Source organism: Pseudomonas sp. S3E12 (assembly GCF_001702295.1).
Lineage (GTDB): Bacteria > Pseudomonadota > Gammaproteobacteria > Pseudomonadales > Pseudomonadaceae > Aquipseudomonas > Aquipseudomonas marginalis.
On sequence record NZ_MBDT01000004.1, the window covers coordinates 43,451 to 64,314 of the forward strand.

Genomic DNA, 20,864 nt, shown 5'->3' on the forward strand with positions numbered 1-20,864 from the left:
GAGCGTTACTCTGCTTTCAGGCCATCGGCCGATACAGCTTTAACGCCTTTGATTTTCTTGGTGATGTTCACCGCGGTCGTTTTCTGTGCCTCGGTCACAGCGACCGAAGAGGACAGGGAAACTACACCCTTGTTGGTTTCGACTTTGATGTCGGTGCCAGGAATGCCTTTCTCGGTGACCAGGTCAGCTTTGACTTTGGTGGTGATCCAGGTATCGGAGGTTGCGCCTTTGGCGTCAGCCGCTGCACCTTTGGTTTTGTCGATGTTGTCTGCCTTGGTAGCGCCGCCAGCCAACAGGCCGTCAGCAGAAACTGCGGTTACACCTTTGATTTTCTTGGTGATCGCTACGGCAGTTTCTTTCTGCGCGTCCGAAATGGCTACGGTCGAAGACAGGGAAACCACACCTTTGTTGGTCTCAACCTTGATGTCCGAACCAGGAATGCCTTTTTCGGTCAGCAGATCGGATTTAACTTTGGTGGTGATCCAAGTATCCGAAACGCTTTCTTTTGCCTTGGTGGCTTCACCGGCCGCCAGGGTCATTGGAGCTTGGGAAGTCTGGGCAAAGGCCACGTTAGCACCCATGGCCAGGGTCAGAGCGGTAGCAGTAGCGAGAGCGAACTTCTTCATACGAGTAACTCCTGTTTTATTAAAAGTCTGCAGTGTGTGAACCTTGATGCTGCAGCGTTAACAGGGTTATTGCAGGCAGTGTGCCAAGTCGCCATGGAAGATTAAATCGTTAAAAATCATACACTTATAAAAACACCCGAATTTCGGAATCGTGCAACTTGCATGAACGCAATCGTGCCTGCGTGCAAGTTGCGGCTTTTGCGATTTACTAAGCGTCTGATTTTTCGGCATTTTCCTTCAGGCGTAAAAAAAGGACTCCGAAGAGTCCTTTTTTTCAGCGTTAGCCTGGGGTAATTAAACGCCCGAAGCCTTGGCTGCTGCTACGTCCTTGATGGACAGCTTGATACGGCCGCGGTTGTCCACGTCCAGTACCAGCACTTCCACTTCCTGGCCTTCTTTCAGAATGTCGGTCACTTTCTCAACGCGAGCGTCGCTCAGCATGGAGATGTGAACCAGACCATCTTTGCCTGGCAGGATGTTGACGAATGCGCCGAAGTCGACGATGCGCTCAACCTTACCGACGTAGATCTTGCCGATCTCGGCTTCAGCGGTGATGCCCAGGACGCGTTGACGCGCAGCTTCTGCAGCTTCCTTGGTTTCGCCGAAGATCTTGATCGAGCCGTCGTCTTCGATGTCGATCGAAGCCTTGGTCTCTTCACAGATCGCACGAATGGTCGCGCCGCCTTTACCGATAACATCACGGATTTTGTCGGTGTCGATTTTCATCGCGATCATGGTCGGAGCATTTTCCGACAGTTCGGTACGGGACTGACCAATGATCTGGTTCATCTGACCGAGGATGTTCAGGCGCGCTTCCAGGGCTTGGCCCAGGGCGATTTCCATGATTTCTTCGGTGATGCCCTTGATCTTGATGTCCATCTGCAGCGCGGTAACACCTTTGGCGGTACCGGCTACTTTGAAGTCCATGTCGCCCAAGTGGTCTTCGTCGCCCAGGATGTCGGTCAGGATGGCGAACTTCTCGCCTTCTTTAACCAGGCCCATGGCGATACCGGCAACCGGCGCCTTCATCGGCACACCCGCGTCCATCAGCGCCAGGGAAGCACCACAGACCGAAGCCATGGAGCTGGAACCGTTGGACTCGGTGATTTCCGACACCACACGGATGGTGTACGGGAACACGTCAGCAGCAGGCAGCATGGCCTGGACCGAACGACGGGCCAGACGGCCGTGACCGATTTCGCGACGACCAGCGCCACCCATGCGACCACACTCGCCCACCGAGAACGGCGGGAAGTTGTAGTGCAGCATGAAGGGGTCTTTTTTCTCGCCTTCCAGGGTGTCCAGCAGCTGTGCGTCACGGGCAGTACCCAGGGTCGCAACGACCAGTGCCTGGGTTTCACCCCGGGTGAACAGTGCCGAACCGTGAGTCTTCGGCAGAACACCGACTTCGATGTTCAGCGGACGAACGGTGCGGGTGTCGCGGCCGTCGATACGTGGCTTGCCGTTAACGATGTTTTCGCGAACGGTGCGGTATTCGATTTCACCGAAGGCTGCTTTGACTTCGCTGGAAGAAGGCTGGCCTTCTTCGCCGGACAGCTTGGCAACAACCTGGTCCTTCAGCTCACCCAGGCGAGCGTAACGGTCGGCCTTGACGGTGATGGTGTAGGCGTCGGAGATCGCAGTGCCGAACTCGGAGCGGATAGCGCCCAGCAGTTCGGTGGCTTCGGCTTGCGGAGCCCAGGCCCAGGTCGGCTTGGCAGCTTCGGCAGCCAGTTCTTTAACAGCGTTGATCACAACCTGGAACTCGTCGTGAGCAAACAGTACTGCACCCAGCATCTGGTCTTCGGTCAGCTCTTTGGCTTCCGATTCAACCATCAATACGGCTTCCGACGTACCGGCAACGACCATGTCCAGGCTCGATGCTTTCAGTTGCTCGTAAGTCGGGTTCAGCAGGTAACCGGTGCTTTCGTGGAAAGCAACGCGGGCTGCGCCGATCGGGCCATCGAAAGGAATACCGGAGATGGCCAGGGCTGCCGAAGTACCGATCATCGCAGCGACGTCAGGATCGGTTTTCTTGCTGGTGGAAACGACGGTGCAGACAACCTGCACTTCGTTCATGAAGCCTTCTGGGAACAGCGGACGGATCGGACGGTCGATCAGTCGGGAAGTCAGGGTTTCTTTCTCGGAAGGACGGCCTTCACGCTTGAAGAAACCGCCAGGGATCTTACCTGCAGCGTAAGTCTTTTCCTGGTAGTGAACGGAAAGAGGGAAGAAGCCTTTGCTTGGGTCAGCGTGCTTGGCGCCAACAACGGTCACCAATACGGTAACGTCGTCATCAACGGTAACCAGCACTGCGCCGGAGGCTTGACGGGCGATACGGCCTGTCTCGAGGGTAACGGTCGACTGACCGAACTGGAATTTTTTGATAACCGGGTTCACGGTGTCCTACCTTCTTTGTGGCTCTTGGGGAACTTGTCTTCTTGCGAAATTCGTGGGCAATGTCGGGAATCGGCCCAACCCTTGTCCAGGGGTAAAACGTGTATCCAGATAAAACTTGAGGCTGGGAGCCTACCATGGGCCAGCGGGAATCCCACTGACACACGGCAGACAACCAACCTCTAGCGCAATCGCTGATTAGCGACGCAGACCCAGGCGACCGATCAGAGCCTGATAACGACCCAGATCCTTGCCTTTCAGGTAGTCCAGCAGCTTACGGCGCTGGTTTACCATGCGGATCAGACCACGACGGGAGTGGTGATCTTTACCGTTGGCCTTGAAGTGACCTTGCAGCTTGTTGATGTTGTGGGTCAGCAGTGCAACTTGCACTTCTGGCGAACCAGTGTCACCAACAGCTTGCTGGTAGTCAGCTACGATTTGTGCTTTTTCTTGAACGTCGAGAGCCATGAGGCAATCCTTTTTTCAGGAAACCACCCAAAGGGCAGTTTCAACAGGCCAGGGACAAATCCCTGTATCTAAAAATGAGTGTTGACCGTGCCTGTTAACAGCCACACTCGTTCGGTCATTCTGACCGAATCAGTCGACGTGGCGCGATGCGCCCGTCTTCGCTCACTTCACCGATACCGATAAAGCGACCGTTATGATCCTGTACCCGCACCATGCCGAACTTCGGGGCATCCGGGGCGCGTACCGGCTGGCCGTTTAGCCAGTAGAACGCGCTATGTTCCGAAAAGTGCAGTAATGGCCAATCCAGCAAACCACTGTCCGACGGCATCAGGAAGCGATCAACCGCTTCGTTGCCACCTTCGGCGTGTACCGCCTCCAACTCTTCCAACGTGACCGTCTGGGCCAGGCTGAAAGGTCCGGCCTGGGTGCGTCGCAGTTCAGCTACATACGCGCCGCAACCGAGCTGTTCACCAATATCTTCCACCAGGGTACGGATATAAGTGCCTTTGCTACAGTCTACGGCCAAGCGTGCGGTGTCACCTTCACAGGCGAGCAATTCCAAGCGCGCAATAGTAACAGAACGCGGTTCGCGCTCCACTACTTCGCCCGCACGTGCCAGCTTGTAAAGGGGCTGCCCATCACGCTTGAGCGCCGAGTACATCGGCGGTATCTGACTGATTTGTCCACGAAAAGCAGGTAAAGCAGCTTCGATATCAGCACGACCAACGGTCACGTCGCGAACCTGCAAAACATCACCTTCGGCGTCTGCCGTGGTGGTGGTCTTGCCCAGTTGCATCAGGGTTTCGTAACCCTTGTCGGAATCGAGCAGGTATTGCGAGAACTTGGTGGCCTCGCCAAAGCACAACGGCAGTACACCGGTGGCCAGGGGATCGAGGCTGCCGGTGTGTCCGGCCTTCTCGGCATTGAGCAACCAGCGGACCTTCTGCAACGCGGCATTGGAGGTGAAGCCAATCGGCTTGTCGAGCAGAATGATGCCGCTGACGTTGCGACGGATACGTTTGACCTGAGCCACCGCTTACTCCTTGGCGTCTTCAGGTGTGGATGGGTGCTGGCTGTCTTCAGCCACGGCGCGCTCGATCAGTGCCGACAGATGCGCGCCACGCACGACGCTTTCGTCGTAGTGAAAGTGCAACTGGGGCACGCTGCGCAGCTTCATTTCACGGGCCAACTGCATGCGCAGGAAACCTGCCGCCGAGTTGAGCACCTTGATGCTTTGCGCGATTTCTTCGCTGTTGTCCTGCCCCATCACGGTGATGAAGATCTTCGCGTGACCCACGTCACGGCTCACTTCAACAGCGGTGATGGTGACCAGGCCAACGCGGGGGTCTTTGACTTCGCGACGGATCAGTTGGGCCAGCTCACGCTGCATCTGATCGCCGATACGCTGGGTACGGCTGTATTCTTTTGCCATGTCTTGTTACCTGTTACTGCCACACGGTGAAACCCATGGGGTCTGAAAGCGGCAAACGCCCGGCCTGACAAAAGCCAGACCGGGCGTTGCGTTTAGAGTCCGCACGCTGCGCGGGGCATTTGCATGCCCACACGCGGCGTGGCTCCTGAAGTGCGCGAGTTAGAGGCTGCGAGCAACCTGAACCTTCTCGTAGACTTCGATCTTGTCACCAGCCTTGACGTCGTTGTAGCTCTTGACGCCGATACCGCATTCCATGCCGGCACGCACTTCGGAAGCGTCATCCTTGAAGCGGCGCAGGGATTCCAGCTCGCCTTCGAAGATAACGATGTCTTCACGCAGTACACGGATTGGACGGTTACGGTACACGGTACCTTCGATAACCATGCAACCGGCGATCGCACCGAATTTCGGCGAGCGGAACACGTCACGAACCTCGGCGACACCCAGGATATTCTCCCGGACGTCACTGCCAAGCATGCCGGTGAGGGCTTTCTTGACGTCCTCGATGATGTCGTAGATGACGTTGTAGTAACGCATGTCCAGGCCTTCCTGCTCGACGATCTTGCGAGCACCAGCATCGGCACGCACGTTGAAGCCGAACAGTACAGCGTTGGAAGCCAGTGCCAGGTTGGCGTCGGACTCGGTGATACCACCGACACCGCCACCCACAACACGCACTTGCACTTCGTCGTTACCCAGGCCATTCAAGGCGCCGTTCAACGCTTCGAGGGAACCACGAACGTCAGACTTGAGGACGATGTTAAGCGTCTTCTTCTCGGCCTGGCCCATGTTCTCGAAGATGTTTTCCAGCTTGCCGGCATGCGCGCGAGCCAGTTTGACTTCACGGAACTTGCCTTGACGGAACAGAGCCACTTCACGGGCTTTCTTCTCGTCAGACAGCACGCTCATCTCGTCGCCAGCGTCCGGAGTACCGTCCAGGCCGAGGATCTCGACAGGGATGGAAGGACCGGCTTCCTTGATTGGCTTGCCGTTCTCGTCGAGCATGGCACGTACACGGCCATAGTTCGAACCGACCAGTACCATGTCGCCTTGACGCAGGGTACCGTCTTGAACCAGTACGGTTGCAACCGGGCCACGACCTTTGTCGAGACGCGACTCAACCACAACACCACGACCTGGGGCCGATGGGGTTGCTTTCAGTTCAAGTACTTCAGCTTGCAGCAGGACAGCTTCGAGCAGTTCGTCCACGCCAGTACCGACTTTCGCCGAAACCGAAACGAATGGCGTATCACCGCCCCACTCTTCAGACGTCACGCCATGAACCGACAGTTCGCTACGGATGCGATCGAGATCGGCGCCCGGCTTGTCGATCTTGTTCACGGCAACAACCAGAGGAACACCAGCGGCTTTAGCGTGCTGGACAGCTTCAATGGTCTGCGGCATCACGCCGTCGTCCGCTGCAACGACCAGGATCACGATGTCAGTCGCCTTGGCACCACGGGCACGCATTGCGGTAAACGCGGCGTGACCTGGGGTGTCGAGGAAGGTGACCATGCCGCGCTCGGTTTCAACGTGGTACGCACCGATGTGCTGGGTGATACCACCGGCTTCGCCAGCAGCTACCTTGGCACGACGGATGTAGTCGAGCAGCGAAGTCTTACCATGGTCAACGTGGCCCATTACGGTCACGACTGGCGCACGGGAGAATGTCTCGCCTTCAAACTTCAGGGACTCTGCCAGGGAGTCTTCCAGGGCGGTGTCGCTGACCAGGGTCACTTTGTGGCCCAGTTCTTCGGCTACCAGTTGAGCAGTTTCCTGATCAAGCACCTGGTTGATGGTCGCTGGAGTACCCAGTTTGAACATGAACTTGATGATTTCAGCAGCCTTGACCGACATCTGGTTGGCAAGATCGCCAACCGTGATGGTCTCGCCGATCTGCACATCACGCACGACAGGGCCGGTTGGGCTCTGGAAACCGTGGGCGTTGCGTTTCTTCAGCTTGGCCTTGCCGCGACCACCACGACGGAAGCCATCGCTTTCTTCGTCGGTAGTCCGTGGAGCAACGCGTGGAGCAGGCGCTTTCTCTTTGACCGAAGCACGATGGGGAGCGTTTTTGCGCTCGCCATCGCCACCACCACCGCGACGATTGTTATCGTCGGCACGTGGTTTATCCGGACGACGAGGTTCCTCGCGCTTGCGGGCATCGGCAGCAGGTGCTGGTGCAGCGGCAACCGGAGCGGCCTCACGCACAGCGTCTGCAGGAGCGCCAGGCGCGGCTACCGCTTCAGTGGAAGCCGTTTGCGCAGCAGCAGGCTGACGACGCGCTTCTTCTTCGGCGCGACGCTTGGCTTCTTCTTCAGCCTTCTGACGTGCAGCATTTTCTACTGCGCGACGTTCTTCCAGTTCGCGTTTGCGCTCGGCTTCGATTTCTTCCGGGCTGCGCTGTACGAAGACTTTCTTCTTGCGCACTTCAACGCTGATGCTCTTGCTACCCGCAACCCGCAGGGTGCTGGTGGTTTTGCGCTGCAATGTAATCTTGCGCGGTTCTTCCACTTTCGCCTTGTGGCTGCTCTTCAAGTGAGTCAGCAAAGACTGCTTCTCACTATCGCTCACACCTTCATCGGCGGCGGTGTGCGGCAGACCTGCCTCACGCATCTGCTGCAACAGGCGCTCTACCGGTGTTTTGACCTCATCGGCCAGTTGTTTCACCGTGACTTGCGTCATGCACTTCTCTCCTCAGGCCGCGCCTAATTACTCGAACCAATGGGCTCGGGCGGCCATGATCAACTTGCCGGCACGATCATCGTCAATGCCGTCGATGTCGAGCAGATCGTCAATAGACTGCTCGGCCAGGTCTTCGCGGGTAATTACGCCGCGCACCGCCAGTTCCATCGCCAAATCCTTGTCCATACCCTCAAGCGAGAGCAGGTCTTCGGCCGGATGGGCGTCTGCCAGCTTTTCCTCAGTAGCGATGGCTTTAGTCAACAAACGATCCTTGGCCCGAGCGCGAAGCTCGTTGACGGTGTCTTCGTCAAAGCCGTCGATGTTGAGCATTTCTTCCAACGGTACGTAGGCAATCTCTTCCAGGCTGGTGAAGCCTTCATCTACCAGCACCTGCGCCAGGTCTTCGTCGACTTCCAACTCGTCGATGAAGTTGCGCAGGATGTCACCGGTTTCAGCTTGCTGCTTAGCCTGGATGTCCGATTCGGTCATTACGTTCAGGGTCCAGCCGGTCAACTGGCTGGCCAGACGCACGTTCTGACCACCACGACCAATGGCCTGGGCCAGATTGTCTGCGCCAACGGCGATGTCCATTGCATGGGCATCTTCGTCAACGATAATTGCCGCCACTTCAGCCGGCGACATGGCATTGATCACGAACTGCGCCGGGTTATCGTCCCAGAGGACGATGTCCACACGCTCACCACCCAATTCGCCCGACACTGCCTGGACGCGCGAACCGCGCATACCGATGCAAGCGCCTTGCGGGTCGATGCGTTTGTCCTTGGAGCGGACCGCGATCTTGGCACGCGAACCCGGGTCGCGGGACGCAGCCATGACTTCGATCAGGCCTTCGGCAATTTCCGGCACCTCGATACGGAACAGCTCAATCAGCATTTCCGGCGCAGTACGCGACAGGATCAACTGAGGGCCACGGTTCTCGGTGCGGATTTCCTTGAGCAGCGCACGCAAACGCACGCCAACACGGAAGGTTTCGCGGGAGATGATGTCTTCGCGGGCCAGCAACGCTTCAGCGTTGTTGCCCAGGTCGACGATCACATTGTCGCGGGTAACTTTTTTCACGGTGCCGGAGATGATTTCCCCCAGACGCTCGCGATAGGCATCAACGACTTGAGCGCGCTCGGCTTCGCGAACCTTCTGCACGATGACCTGCTTGGCGGTCTGTGCAGCAATGCGGCCGAACTCGATGGACTCGATCTTTTCTTCAACGACATCACCGACCTGGGCGCCTGGGTGCGTTTCAGCAACCTTGCTTGGCCAGGTTTCGATGGCCGGATCATCAAGATCGGCTTCTTCGACGACCGTCCAGCGACGGAAAGTCTCATAGGCACCGGTGTGGCGGTTGATTTCCACACGCAGATCAACTTCGTCTTCAAAACGCTTTTTGGTAGCAGTGGCCAGGGCCAGCTCCAGCGCTTCAAAAATCACGTTTGCCGGTACGCCCTTTTCATTGGATACCGACTCAACAACCAGCAGTACTTCTTTGCTCATCGTACGCCTCGCCTTTCGCAAGCCATTGGATCCGCGGGATCCGCGTCTCAGTCAAAACTGGGAATAATGTTGGCCTTGTCGATCATATCGATCGGCAACAGGAACTCATGGTCTTCTACCTGCACCACGACATCCTGTTCTTCTACACCGCGCAGAAGGCCCTGAAAGTTGCGACGCCCTTCGAACGGGGATCGCAGCTTGATCTTCACTTGTTCACCGGCAAATTTTGCAAACTGATCAATAGTGAACAGTGGGCGTTCCATGCCTGGCGAGGAAACTTCGAGGGTGTACTCAACGGAGATAGGATCTTCAACATCCAGAACACCGCTGATCTGACGGCTGACAATGGCACAATCGTCCACCAGCACGCCGCCCTCTTTATCGATATAAACGCGCAACATTGAGTGGCGACCTTGAGCCGAAAACTCAATACCCCAGCATTCATAGCCTAGGGCCACGACCACCGGGGCCAACAAGGCCTGCAACTCTTCTAGCTTGCTCGACACCTGAACCCCCTCGTGCATGTATGTGCATGCTGTGCAAAATAAAAAAATGGGCGAAACGCCCATCCTTGAAACGCCGTCGAACAGCGGCGTTGAAAGTGTCCAGCTAACAAAAAGCCCCTTAAAAGGGGCTCCGCTAAAACTGGTTGCGGGGGCCGGATTTGAACCGACGACCTTCGGGTTATGAGCCCGACGAGCTACCAGACTGCTCCACCCCGCGACAAAGCTGGGGCGGAAGTATACGACCGATCCCTTACAGGGTCAATGTAACCTTCCACCTACAAGAAAGCCCGCAACAGCGGGCTCTCCTGATAATTGGTACCGAGAAGGGGACTCGAACCCCTACACCCTATGGGCACAACCACCTCAAGGTTGCGTGTCTACCAATTCCACCACCTCGGCAATACAGCGTTTACAACCCTTCTTACTTCTGCTCTTGAGCTGGAGGTACGTCAGTCGCTGGAGTAGCCGACTTTTGCTCTTGAAGCACCGGGACATCATCAGAAGCCGGTTTTGCTTTTGGAACTTCCAACACTGCTGGATTTGGCAAACCTACTTGAGTCAGCACATGAGCTTTCTCTTTAGCAAAGTAACCTAACCCTAAGCTGGTTATGAAGAAACCGGCGGCAAGTATAGCAGTAAACTTACTAAGAAAGGTAGAGGAACCTTGGCTTCCGAACACAGTATTTGAAGCACCTGCACCGAAAGACGCACCAGCATCCGCACCTTTACCCTGTTGCAACAAAACCAGGGCAACTACGCCCAGGGCAGCCAACAGATGAAAAACGACTACGACTGTTTCCAGCATTTTTTCAGTTTCCCGCGGCGCGACAAATCGCACCGAACTCATCTGCATTCAGGGAAGCTCCACCAATGAGCCCCCCATCGATATCCGGCATGCCGAACAGTTCGACCGCATTGGCCGCCTTCACGCTGCCGCCGTATAGAAGCCGCACACCTTGTGCAACTTCAGAATTCTCTGCCGCCAACTGAGCGCGAATGGCTGCGTGCACATCCTGCGCCTGTTGCGGTGTAGCAGTCAGCCCGGTACCAATGGCCCAGACCGGCTCGTAAGCAATTACCGCCTTTGCGAACGCACCAACACCCAGCTCCTCGATGATGCTGCCAAGCTGACGCGAGACAACTTCAAGAGTCTTGCCCGATTCACGCTGCTCAAGGGTCTCCCCAATACACAACACCGGAATCAAGCCACAAGCCTGCGCTGCTGCGAACTTGCGATTGAGTGTCCCATCACGCTCGCCCATCATCTGACGGCGCTCGGAGTGCCCGACGAGCACATAGGAACAACCCGCATCAACCAGCTGACTCGGTGCAATCTCACCGGTCAACGCACCTTGCATGGCTTCCACCGCAGAGTTCTGCGCGCCGACCTGAATCGACTTACCTTTCAAGCCATCCACCACTTGGGTGATATGCAAGCAAGGCGGGAACACCGCGATATCAACACCGCCAGGCAAGGCCAAGTGACGAAGGCCATTGATCAGCTCAGCGACACTGGCGCGGGTACCGTGCATCTTCCAGTTACCAGCTACCATAGTGCGACGCATGCTGTACCTCGTCGGTCAAAGTGGGCGCAGATGTTACCCAACCACATCATCACTGGCAAGCCGAATTCAGGCGCAAACTTCAGTTACCAGTTTTGCCAGGTCCTCGGCATGACCGCGAACCTGTATTTCGTCGTCACCTTCGACCATGACGCGCACCAAAGGCTCTGTGCCGGACTTGCGTAGCAATACCCGTCCACGACCAGCCATTGCCAGGGTCGCGCGTTCGCAAGCCTCTTTGACAGCAGGGTGCTCGATCGGGTTTTCCCCACCTGCGAAACGCACGTTCAGCAATACTTGCGGACATTTGCGCAAAGCCTGACGCGCCTGGGCCAGGCTCTCTTCGCGGCGACGCAAAGCCAATAACACCTGCAACGCCGCAATAATCGCGTCACCGGTGGTGGTGTGCTGGAAGCACACCACGTGCCCGGAGTTCTCACCACCTACCTGCCAGTTACGCTCCAGCAGCTCGGCGATCACATACCGGTCACCGACATTGGCACGAACAAAAGGAATACCCAGGTCTGCCAACGCCAGCTCAAGCCCCAGGTTGCTCATCAGCGTACCTACGACACCGCCTTGCAGCTTGTTACGCTCGTGCAGGTCGCGGGCAATGATGAACAACAGATCATCGCCGTCCACCACGGCACCCGTGTGGTCAACCATCAGCACGCGGTCGCCGTCACCGTCGAAGGCAATCCCGAGGTCGGCGTGCTCGGCCAGGACAGCGGCCTGCAACTGCTCCATATGGGTGGAGCCGCAGTTTTCGTTGATGTTCAATCCGTTGGGTTGAGCCGACAGCACTGTCACGTCTGCGCCAAGCTCCCTGAATACGCTTGGCGCGACTTTATAGGTCGCACCATGGGCGCAGTCGACAACAACCTTCAGGCCAGCAAAATTGGTACTGGTAGGCACACTGCTCTTGCAGAACTCGATATAACGACCGGACGCGTCATTGATGCGCGACACCTTGCCCAGCTTGCTGGACTCGACCACGGTCATCGGCGCATCCAACAGTTCTTCGATCATCAGCTCAATCTCATCCGGCAACTTGGTGCCCTGACCGGAGAAGAACTTGATGCCGTTGTCGTCATGTGGGTTGTGCGAAGCACTGATCACAATACCGGCCTCAGCGTGAAAGGTACGCGTCAGGTATGCAATCGCGGGCGTCGGCATTGGCCCCAGCAACATCACATCGGCGCCTGCGGCGGATAAGCCGGCCTCAAGCGCTGATTCAAACATGTACCCCGAAATTCGGGTGTCCTTGCCCACCAGGATGCGGCATGCCCCCATGCTGCGGAACGCCATGCCCGCCGCCCATCCAAGCTTGAGCATGAAATCAGGAGTAATCGGAAACTCGCCGACCCGACCACGGATACCGTCGGTGCCAAAGTATTTTTTAGTCATAAGTGCTCCATCATTCTTATTCGGCTGATTCCACAGCTGCAATCATGCGTACCACATCCACGGTCTCAGCAACGTCATGCACACGCAAGATGCGCGCACCCTTGGTCACCGCGAGCGCCGCCAGTGCAAGACCGCCGTACAACCGCTCACCCACCGGACGGCTCAATGCCAGCCCTATCATGCTCTTGCGCGAAACACCGACCAACAGGGGCCGACCAAGGGCATGCAAGGACTCCATGTGTTTGAACAAACTCAAATTGTGCTGCAGGGTCTTGGCGAAACCAAACCCCGGATCAAGGATGATCCTTTCCGACGCAATACCTACCGCAGCGCATTGGGCAACGCGCTCGGAGAGAAAACCACTCACTTCACCAACCAGGTCATCATAGTGCGGGCTGTCCTGCATATTGCCGGGCTCACCCAGCATATGCATCAAACACACCGGCAAACCGGTAGCTGCAGCTGCATCCAGAGCGCCGTCGCGCCGCAGGGACCGCACATCGTTGATCAAGCCGGCACCTAGTCGCGCAGTCTCACGCATCACGGCCGGGGTGGAGGTATCAACCGAAATGATCACATCCAACTCTCGAGCGATGCGCTCGACAATCGGCGCCACGCGCTCCAACTCCTCCAGAGGAGAAACTGCGCGAGCACCAGGCCGAGTCGATTCACCACCGACATCAATCAAGGTCGCGCCGGCCGCCACCATGGCTTCTGCGTGACGCAATGCAGCATCAAGCTGGCTGAAGCGGCCACCATCGGAAAAGGAGTCAGGGGTTACATTAAGAATGCCCATGACATGCGTATGGGCCAAATCAAGAACCCGGTTGCCGCAAGGCAACCGGGGGGAGGACGGAGCAAAAGTCATCTCAAACCTTAATGATCAGCTGCCGGGCCGCCGATTGGGGTTTCAGGGCGCTCGTTCTGAACCACAGGCGGGGTGCCCGAAGTACCAGAACCACCTTCCCAATCACGAGGCTCACGAGGCGCCCGACCGGCCATAATGTCGTCGATCTGGTCTGCATCGATGGTCTCGTACTTCATCAATGCATCAGCCATTGCATCAAGCTTGTCGCGATTATCGGTCAGGATCTGCTTGGCAGTGCCATAGCACTGGTCAATGATACTGCGCACCTCAGAATCGATCAGCTTGGCTGTCTCACCGGAGAAACTGGCGTTTTGACCACCGCCGCCACGACCCAGGAATACTTCACCTTCTTCCTCGGCGTACATCAAAGGACCGAGTTTTTCCGACAAACCCCACTTGGTCACCATGTTCCGCGCAATCTGGCTGGCGCGCATGATGTCGTTGGAAGCCCCCGTGGTCACACCATCGAAGCCCAAGGTCATCTCTTCAGCGATTCGACCGCCGTACAGCGAGCAGATCTGACTGATGAGCGCACGCTTGGAGAGGCTGTAACGATCCTCTTCCGGCAGGAACATGGTGACACCCAAGGCGCGACCACGAGGAATGATCGACACTTTGTAGACCGGGTCATGCTCAGGCACGACACGCCCCACAATGGCGTGGCCGGCTTCGTGGTAAGCAGTGTTCTGCTTCTCTTTTTCGGACATGACCATGGATTTGCGCTCAGCGCCCATCATGATCTTGTCTTTCGCCAGCTCGAACTCTTTCATTTCAACGATGCGCTTGCCGGTACGGGCTGCAAACAGCGAAGCCTCGTTCACCAGGTTAGCCAGGTCAGCACCCGAGAACCCCGGGGTACCACGGGCAATCACAGCCGGTGCAACGTCGTCGCCCATTGGCACTTTGCGCATGTGCACTTTCAGGATTTGTTCGCGCCCACGGATGTCCGGCAGGCCAACCACCACCTGGCGGTCAAAGCGGCCTGGACGCAGCAGCGCAGGATCCAGCACGTCCGGACGGTTGGTTGCCGCGATGACGATGATGCCGTCATTCATCTCGAAACCATCCATCTCGACCAGCAACTGGTTGAGGGTCTGCTCACGCTCATCATGACCACCGCCCATGCCAGCACCACGATGGCGACCAACGGCGTCGATTTCATCGATGAAGATGATGCATGGTGCATGCTTCTTGGCCTGTTCGAACATGTCGCGAACGCGGCTCGCACCGACACCGACGAACATTTCAACGAAGTCAGAACCGGAAATGGTGAAGAACGGTACCTTGGCTTCGCCGGCAATCGCCTTGGCCAGCAAGGTTTTACCGGTACCTGGGGGGCCGACCATCAGCACGCCGCGAGGAATACGGCCACCCAGGCGCTGGAATTTGCCTGGATCGCGCAAGAACTCAACCAGCTCGCCGACTTCTTCCTTGGCTTCATCGCAACCCGCTACGTCAGCCAGGGTGGTCTTCACCTGATCTTCAGAGAGCAGGCGCGCCTTGCTCTTGCCGAAGCTCATCGGCCCGCCCTTGCCTCCCGCACCACCTTGCATCTGGCGCATGAAGAACATGAACACGGCAATAATCACCAGGATCGGGAAGCTTGCCACCAGGAGTTGAGTCCAGATGCTCTGCTGTTCAGGCTGCTTGCCTTCGACAACCACGTGGTTATCCACCAGGTCGCCAATCAGACCATTGTCCTGAATTGCCGGACGAATGGTCTTGAAGCTATCGCCATCGTTGCGTTTGCCGGTGATCACGTAGCCATCAACCGCTACGCGCTCGACCTTGCCATCCTTAACTTGCTGGATGAAGTCGGAATAGTTGAGGGTCTGCGGCTCGTTAGGGCTGGAGAAGTTGTTCATCACCGTCACGAGGACAGCCGCGATGATCAACCACAGGATCAGATTCTTTGCCATATCGTTCAATTAACTACCCTCTGAAGCAAGCTCCGCTACTGGCGCGTGCTTCGCATGATATTCACCGGCCTAACTTACTACATAACCTACAACTCTGGCAGGCGCCGTCTGTAACCCTTTGTGAAACTTTGACTACACAATATTCGTAAAGCTTCGTGACGAAAGCGATATAAAAAAACCTATCGCCCTCCTCGAATTCCTCAAAAACGCTCTTCACTCGCCGCGCCTTCGACACCACGGAAGCCGCGGCACAGCAGGTATTGCTCCCTGGACCGGTCCCGGGAAGAGTCTGGTTTACGCGTCTGCACCTTCTCGAACAACTTGCGGATGTTCTTGTGGTACTCGTCGAAACCCTCTCCCTGGAACACCTTCACCAGGAAATCGCCACCGGGACGCAACACCCGACCTGCCAAATCCAGCGCCAATTCACAAAGGAACATGGCCCGCGGCATATCAACGGCCGGTAATCCACTCATATTGGGGGCCATGTCGGAAATCACAAGGTCTACCTGCGAATTTCCCACAGCCTCGAGGATCTGGGCCAGCACGGTGTCCTGGGTAAAGTCTCCATGAACAAAGGTCACGTCCGGGATGCTGTCCATTTCCAGGATGTCGGAAGCGATCAGGCGGCCTTGACCACCAATCAGACGACTGGTCACCTGGGACCAGCCACCAGGGGCCGCGCCAAGGTCGATAACGCTCATGCCAGGACGAATCAACTTGTCCTTATCCTGGATCTCCAACAGCTTGTAGCTGGCCCGGGAACGATAGCCATCCTTTTGCGCCTTTTTGACGTAAGGATCGTTGAAATGCTCTTGCAGCCACTTAAGGCTAGTTTTGGAACGGGCCACGGGCCACCTCGAAAATAAAACGGGTCGTGATTAACTGGGCGGTCCCGGACTCGCTCGGGTAAACTGGCCGCCGCTTTTTACAAGATCAGACGCAGGGGTCAGATTATGCCGCTCACTCAAGAGCAGAAGAAACAGTACAAATCCATTGGCCACCATCTGAAACCAGTTCTGATTGTGGCAGACAACGGTTTGACTGAAGGTGTGTTAGCCGAACTTGAACGCGCACTGGGCGATCACGAACTGATCAAGATCAAGGTCAACATCCTTGACCGCGAAGCACGCCTGGCCGCCATTGCAGAACTGTGCAAGGTTGGCAAGGCGGACCTGGTTCAGGTCATCGGCAAGATGGCGCTGCTGTATCGCAAGAACTTCAGCGCCAACAAGCAACTGTCGAACGTACACCGCTTCAAGTAATACAAAGGGTCACGGGCGTGCTTCGCGCGCCCCGCCACTCCATCCCGGAGCAGGCTGTATAACCAGCACCAGGCCGGAGAACCCTAGCACAAGATAGCTGAATAGCTGCCAGCGCAACGCTTCCGGCAGCCAGACATGCACAATGCAATACATTGCACACGCATACAGCGCCATCAACAGCAGTTGGCCGCGAATATCCCGCCACAGACTCTCCAAGCCTTCAGCCTTGACCAGCACCAATGCCTGAAGTGCTACGCACGCCGCCGCGAAACCCACCAGCAGCGCACTCAATAATCCATCGATTTCATCGATCAGCAACGGAGCCAGGCCAATCAGGCCCAGCACCGGCAATACACCAAGATGTAACAACCACAGGCCGCCCACCCAAAGCATCTGGGCAAGCTGCCAGAGCATGGCGCCCGCACGAAGCGGGCGCCGCCTTTCAGATGTGACGAACTTCAACAATCTCGTACTCGATCACACCGCCTGGCGTTTTGACAGACACCACATCACCCTCTTCCTTGGCGATCAAGGCACGGGCCAGTGGTGAGCCGACGGAGATCTTGCCGAGCTTGAAGTCAGCCTCGTCCTCTCCCACGATGTGGTAGACCACGCTCTCGTCAGTCTCGACGTTGGCGATCTCCACGGTGGTACCGAAAATCACCTTGCCAGTGTGGGGAATAGTCGTGACGTCGATGATCACCGCATTCTGCAAACGGCCTTCGATATCACGGATCCGCGCCTCGACCATACCCTGCTGCTCACGAGCAGCGTGGTATTCGGCGTTTTCCTTCAGGTCACCCAGCTCGCGGGCCGTACCAATGTCCTGGCTCAGCTTTGGACGTACGACCTTGGTCAGATGGGCGTGCTCCTCTTCCAGGGCCTTGGCACCCTGGACGGTCATTGGGTATTTGATCATGCCTTCAATCCTGCGTGTAGATCCTGCAAGCGACGCACGGTCTTTTCCGGACCGAACTTGAGCGCTTCGCAGATAGCTTCGCCAGCAGCAATAGTGGTGGTGCAGTAGATCTTGTGCTGCAAGGCATTACGGCGAATGGAGTAGGAATCCGCGATCGACTGGCGACCTTCGGTGGTGTTGATGATCAGCGTGACTTCGTCATTCTTGATCATGTCGACCACATGCGGACGGCCTTCCGTCACCTTGTTCACGCGGCGCACTTTCAAGCCGGCCGCTTCAATCAGCTTGGCGGTCCCGGCAGTTGCCACGACTTCAAAGCCCAAGTTGATCAGATCACGGGCCACGCCTGCAACCAGCGGTTTGTCATCATCACGCACGCTGATAAACGCAGTACCGCCGGTCGGCAGCACTTCGCTGGCGCCCATCTGGGCCTTGGCGAATGCTTCACCGAAGGTATCGCCCACACCCATCACTTCACCGGTGGACTTCATCTCTGGGCCGAGGATCGGGTCCACACCAGGGAATTTGGCAAATGGGAACACTGCCTCTTTCACACTGTAGAAGTTCGGAATGATTTCCTTGGTGAAGCCAATTTCCTTCAAGGTCTTACCAGCCATCACACGCGCAGCGATCATGGCCAGGGACACGCCGATGCACTTGGAAACGAACGGCACGGTACGCGAAGCACGCGGGTTGACCTCAATGACGTAGATGTCTTCGCCTTGCAACGCCAACTGTACGTTCATCAGGCCGACAACACCCAACTCCAAGGCCATTTTCTTGACCTGCTCGCGCATCTCGTCCTGGATATGTGCAGGCAACGAATACGGCGGCAGCGAGCACGCGGAGTCACCGGAGTGAACGCCCGCCTGCTCGATGTGCTGCATGATCGCGCCGATGACCACGTCGGTACCGTCGCAAACTGCATCCACGTCCATCTCGATGGCGCAGTTGAGGAAGTGGTCCAGCAGCACCGGGCTGTCGTTGGACACTTTTACCGCATCACGCAGGTAACGCTTGAGCTCTTCTTCTTCGTAGACGATTTCCATCGCCCGGCCGCCCAGTACGTAGGACGGACGCACCACCAGCGGGTAGCCGATCTTGCTGGCAGCACGGATGGCCTCGTCTTCGCTGCGCACGGTAGCGTTTGGCGGCTGACGCAGGTTCAGGCGCTCAACCATTTGCTGGAAGCGCTCACGGTCTTCGGCACGGTCGATGGCGTCAGGGCTCGTGCCGATGATTGGCACGCCGGCAGCCTCAAGGGCACGCGCCAGTTTCAGCGGGGTTTGGCCGCCGTACTGGACGATCACGCCTTTGGGCTTCTCGACGCGACAGATTTCCAACACGTCTTCCAACGTTACCGGCTCGAAGTACAGGCGGTCGGAAGTGTCGTAGTCAGTGGAAACAGTTTCCGGGTTGCAGTTGACCATGATGGTCTCGTACCCGTCTTCGCGCAGCGCGAGGGCGGCATGTACGCAGCAATAGTCGAATTCGATACCCTGGCCGATACGGTTCGGACCACCGCCCAGGATGATAATCTTGTCGCGGCCCGACGGCGCGGCCTCGCACTCTTCCTCGTAGGTGGAGTACAGGTACGCAGTGTCGGTGGCGAACTCGGCGGCACAGGTGTCAACGCGCTTGTAGACCGGGAAGATCTCCAGCTTGTGGCGATGCGTGCGCAGGTTCTTCTCGGTCACACCCAGCAGCTTGGCCAGGCGCTGGTCGGAGAAGCCTTTGCGCTTGAGGCGGAACATCATGTCGCGGTCGATGCTGGCCAGACCCAGGGTCTTGACCTTCTCCTCTTCCTTGATCAGATCTTCGATCTGCACCAGGAACCACGGATCGATCATGTTCATGCCGAAGATGTCTTCAACAGTCATGCCGGCGCGGAAGGCATCAGCCACATACCAGATACGCTCGGCGCCCGGTACGGTCAGCTCGCGCTTGAGGATGCTCATGCTTTCCGGATTGCTCAGGTCGAGCTTCTCGTCCAGGCCGCAAACGCCGACTTCCAGGCCACGCAGGGCTTTCTGCAGGGACTCCTGGAAGGTCCGGCCGATGGCCATGACTTCACCCACCGACTTCATCTGGGTGGTCAGGCGCGCGTCGGCCTTGGCGAACTTCTCGAAGGCAAAGCGTGGCAGCTTGGTCACGACATAGTCGATGGACGGTTCGAAGGACGCCGGCGTAGCGCCGCCCGTGATTTCGTTTTGCAGTTCGTCTAGGGTGTAACCGATAGCCAGCTTGGCGGCGATACGCGCAATCGGGAAGCCGGTCGCTTTCGATGCCAGCGCCGAAGAACGCGATACACGCGGGTTCATCTCGATCACGACCATGCGGCCTGTGTCCGGGCAGATGCCGAACTGAACGTTGGAGCCACCGGTTTCAACGCCGATCTCACGCAATACCGCCAACGAGGCGTTACGCATGATCTGGTATTCCTTGTCCGTCAGGGTCTGCGCCGGAGCAACGGTGATCGAGTCACCGGTGTGCACACCCATCGGGTCGAAGTTTTCGATGGAGCAGACGATGATGCAATTGTCCTTTTTGTCGCGGACAACCTCCATCTCATACTCTTTCCAGCCAATCAGGGATTCGTCGATCAGCAGCTCTTTGGTCGGAGACAGGTCCAGGCCACGGGCGCAGATTTCTTCGAACTCTTCACGGTTGTAGGCAATGCCACCACCGGTGCCGCCCATGGTGAAGGACGGACGGATAATGCACGGGAAGCCGAGCTTTTCGAGAACTGCGTTGGCCTCCTCCATGCTATGGGCGATACCGGAGCGCGGGCAGTCAAGGCCGATGGACTTCATGGCCTTGTCGAAGCGCGAACGGTCTTCAGCCTTGTCGATGGTGTCGGCGTTGGCGCCGATCATCTCTACGCCGAATTTTTCCAGGACGCCTTCGCGCTCCAGGTCCAGGGCGCAGTTCAATGCAGTCTGGCCGCCCATGGTCGGCAGCAGTGCGTCCGGACGCTCTTTCTCGATGATCTTGGCAACCGTCTGCCACTTGATCGGCTCGATATAGGTGGCGTCGGCCATGTCCGGATCGGTCATGATGGTGGCCGGGTTGGAGTTCACCAGGATGACGCGGTAACCCTCTTCGCGCAGGGCCTTGCAAGCCTGGGCGCCGGAGTAGTCGAATTCGCAGGCCTGGCCGATAACGATCGGGCCAGCGCCGAGAATCAGGATGCTTTTTATGTCTGTACGTTTTGGCATGGGTTTGTCACTCAAATCCGCAGGTCAGTCGGCAAGCCGTCTTGAACAATCTTCGAAGAGCCTGCAGGGGCCACCAAGGCAGG

18 protein-coding genes and 2 tRNA genes are annotated in these 20,864 nt (G+C 57.2%); 1 reads left to right on the forward strand and 19 read right to left on the reverse strand.

The features are described from left to right. Nucleotides 1-5 precede the first annotated feature (5 nt). The 16 genes from BB029_RS03755 to rlmE form a co-directional block, all read right to left on the reverse strand. Nucleotides 6-626, reverse strand: a complete 621-nt coding sequence (locus BB029_RS03755) for a BON domain-containing protein (protein ID WP_027605372.1) — start codon at nucleotides 624-626, stop codon at nucleotides 6-8. Nucleotides 627-920: 294 nt separating this feature from the next. Next, nucleotides 921-3,026, reverse strand: a complete 2,106-nt coding sequence (gene pnp, locus BB029_RS03760) for a polyribonucleotide nucleotidyltransferase (RefSeq protein ID WP_027605371.1) — start codon at nucleotides 3,024-3,026, stop codon at nucleotides 921-923. Between the two features lie 195 nt (nucleotides 3,027-3,221). Continuing rightward, nucleotides 3,222-3,491: a 30S ribosomal protein S15 gene (rpsO, locus tag BB029_RS03765; protein WP_003176135.1), complete on the reverse strand. Its 270-nt coding sequence runs from the start codon at nucleotides 3,489-3,491 to the stop codon at nucleotides 3,222-3,224. A gap of 115 nt (nucleotides 3,492-3,606) precedes the next feature. Next, nucleotides 3,607-4,524, reverse strand: a complete 918-nt coding sequence (gene truB, locus BB029_RS03770) for a tRNA pseudouridine(55) synthase TruB (RefSeq protein WP_027605370.1) — start codon at nucleotides 4,522-4,524, stop codon at nucleotides 3,607-3,609. Between the two features lie 3 nt (nucleotides 4,525-4,527). After that, nucleotides 4,528-4,923 (reverse strand): 30S ribosome-binding factor RbfA, encoded by a 396-nt coding sequence (gene rbfA / locus BB029_RS03775; protein ID WP_003176137.1) that lies wholly within the window; start codon nucleotides 4,921-4,923, stop codon nucleotides 4,528-4,530. Between the two features lie 159 nt (nucleotides 4,924-5,082). Further along, nucleotides 5,083-7,608, reverse strand: a complete 2,526-nt coding sequence (gene infB / locus BB029_RS03780; RefSeq protein ID WP_027605369.1) for a translation initiation factor IF-2 — start codon at nucleotides 7,606-7,608, stop codon at nucleotides 5,083-5,085. A 27-nt stretch (nucleotides 7,609-7,635) separates the two neighbouring features. Further along, entirely contained in the window at nucleotides 7,636-9,117 is a 1,482-nt protein-coding gene (gene nusA, locus BB029_RS03785; protein ID WP_003212187.1) for a transcription termination factor NusA, read from the reverse strand. Between the two features lie 47 nt (nucleotides 9,118-9,164). Then, nucleotides 9,165-9,623 (reverse strand): ribosome maturation factor RimP, encoded by a 459-nt coding sequence (gene rimP, locus BB029_RS03790; protein WP_003235029.1) that lies wholly within the window; start codon nucleotides 9,621-9,623, stop codon nucleotides 9,165-9,167. Between the two features lie 140 nt (nucleotides 9,624-9,763). Beyond that, nucleotides 9,764-9,840, reverse strand: a tRNA-Met gene (locus BB029_RS03795). Between the two features lie 96 nt (nucleotides 9,841-9,936). Then, nucleotides 9,937-10,022: transfer RNA gene (locus tag BB029_RS03800), tRNA-Leu, on the reverse strand. A 22-nt stretch (nucleotides 10,023-10,044) separates the two neighbouring features. After that, nucleotides 10,045-10,428, reverse strand: a complete 384-nt coding sequence (gene secG, locus BB029_RS31800) for a preprotein translocase subunit SecG (RefSeq protein ID WP_010206600.1) — start codon at nucleotides 10,426-10,428, stop codon at nucleotides 10,045-10,047. Between the two features lie 4 nt (nucleotides 10,429-10,432). Next, nucleotides 10,433-11,188, reverse strand: a complete 756-nt coding sequence (gene tpiA / locus BB029_RS03805; RefSeq protein ID WP_065938278.1) for a triose-phosphate isomerase — start codon at nucleotides 11,186-11,188, stop codon at nucleotides 10,433-10,435. 66 nt (nucleotides 11,189-11,254) lie between these two features. Further along, complete coding sequence (gene glmM, locus BB029_RS03810; protein WP_027605367.1) at nucleotides 11,255-12,592, reverse strand: phosphoglucosamine mutase; 1,338 nt, start codon at nucleotides 12,590-12,592, stop codon at nucleotides 11,255-11,257. Between the two features lie 16 nt (nucleotides 12,593-12,608). Further along, entirely contained in the window at nucleotides 12,609-13,460 is an 852-nt protein-coding gene (folP, locus tag BB029_RS03815; RefSeq protein ID WP_065938279.1) for a dihydropteroate synthase, read from the reverse strand. 8 nt (nucleotides 13,461-13,468) lie between these two features. Further along, nucleotides 13,469-15,379: an ATP-dependent zinc metalloprotease FtsH gene (ftsH, locus tag BB029_RS03820; protein ID WP_027605365.1), complete on the reverse strand. Its 1,911-nt coding sequence runs from the start codon at nucleotides 15,377-15,379 to the stop codon at nucleotides 13,469-13,471. Between the two features lie 200 nt (nucleotides 15,380-15,579). Continuing rightward, nucleotides 15,580-16,230: a 23S rRNA (uridine(2552)-2'-O)-methyltransferase RlmE gene (gene rlmE / locus BB029_RS03825; protein WP_065938280.1), complete on the reverse strand. Its 651-nt coding sequence runs from the start codon at nucleotides 16,228-16,230 to the stop codon at nucleotides 15,580-15,582. A gap of 105 nt (nucleotides 16,231-16,335) precedes the next feature. Here rlmE and BB029_RS03830 point away from each other — a divergent pair, with 105 nt between their 5' ends. Then, nucleotides 16,336-16,644 carry a YhbY family RNA-binding protein gene (locus BB029_RS03830; protein WP_029298992.1) on the forward strand — a complete coding sequence of 103 codons (309 nt, stop codon included), beginning with the start codon at nucleotides 16,336-16,338 and terminating at the stop codon, nucleotides 16,642-16,644. Between the two features lie 9 nt (nucleotides 16,645-16,653). Here the strand turns inward: BB029_RS03830 and BB029_RS03835 are convergent, their stop codons facing one another. The 3 genes from BB029_RS03835 to carB are packed head-to-tail and all read right to left on the reverse strand — an operon-like array spanning nucleotide 16,654 to nucleotide 20,781. Beyond that, nucleotides 16,654-17,058: an MFS transporter gene (locus tag BB029_RS03835; protein WP_065938281.1), complete on the reverse strand. Its 405-nt coding sequence runs from the start codon at nucleotides 17,056-17,058 to the stop codon at nucleotides 16,654-16,656. A 28-nt stretch (nucleotides 17,059-17,086) separates the two neighbouring features. After that, the gene (gene greA, locus BB029_RS03840) at nucleotides 17,087-17,563 is read right to left on the reverse strand and encodes a transcription elongation factor GreA (protein ID WP_027605363.1); all 477 of its coding nucleotides are present in this window, start codon (nucleotides 17,561-17,563) and stop codon (nucleotides 17,087-17,089) included. Beyond that, a complete protein-coding gene (carB, locus tag BB029_RS03845; RefSeq protein WP_065938282.1) occupies nucleotides 17,560-20,781 on the reverse strand; it encodes a carbamoyl-phosphate synthase large subunit in 3,222 nt (1,073 codons plus the stop codon). Before carB ends, greA begins: the two co-directional genes overlap by 4 nt. Nucleotides 20,782-20,864 lie beyond the last annotated feature (83 nt).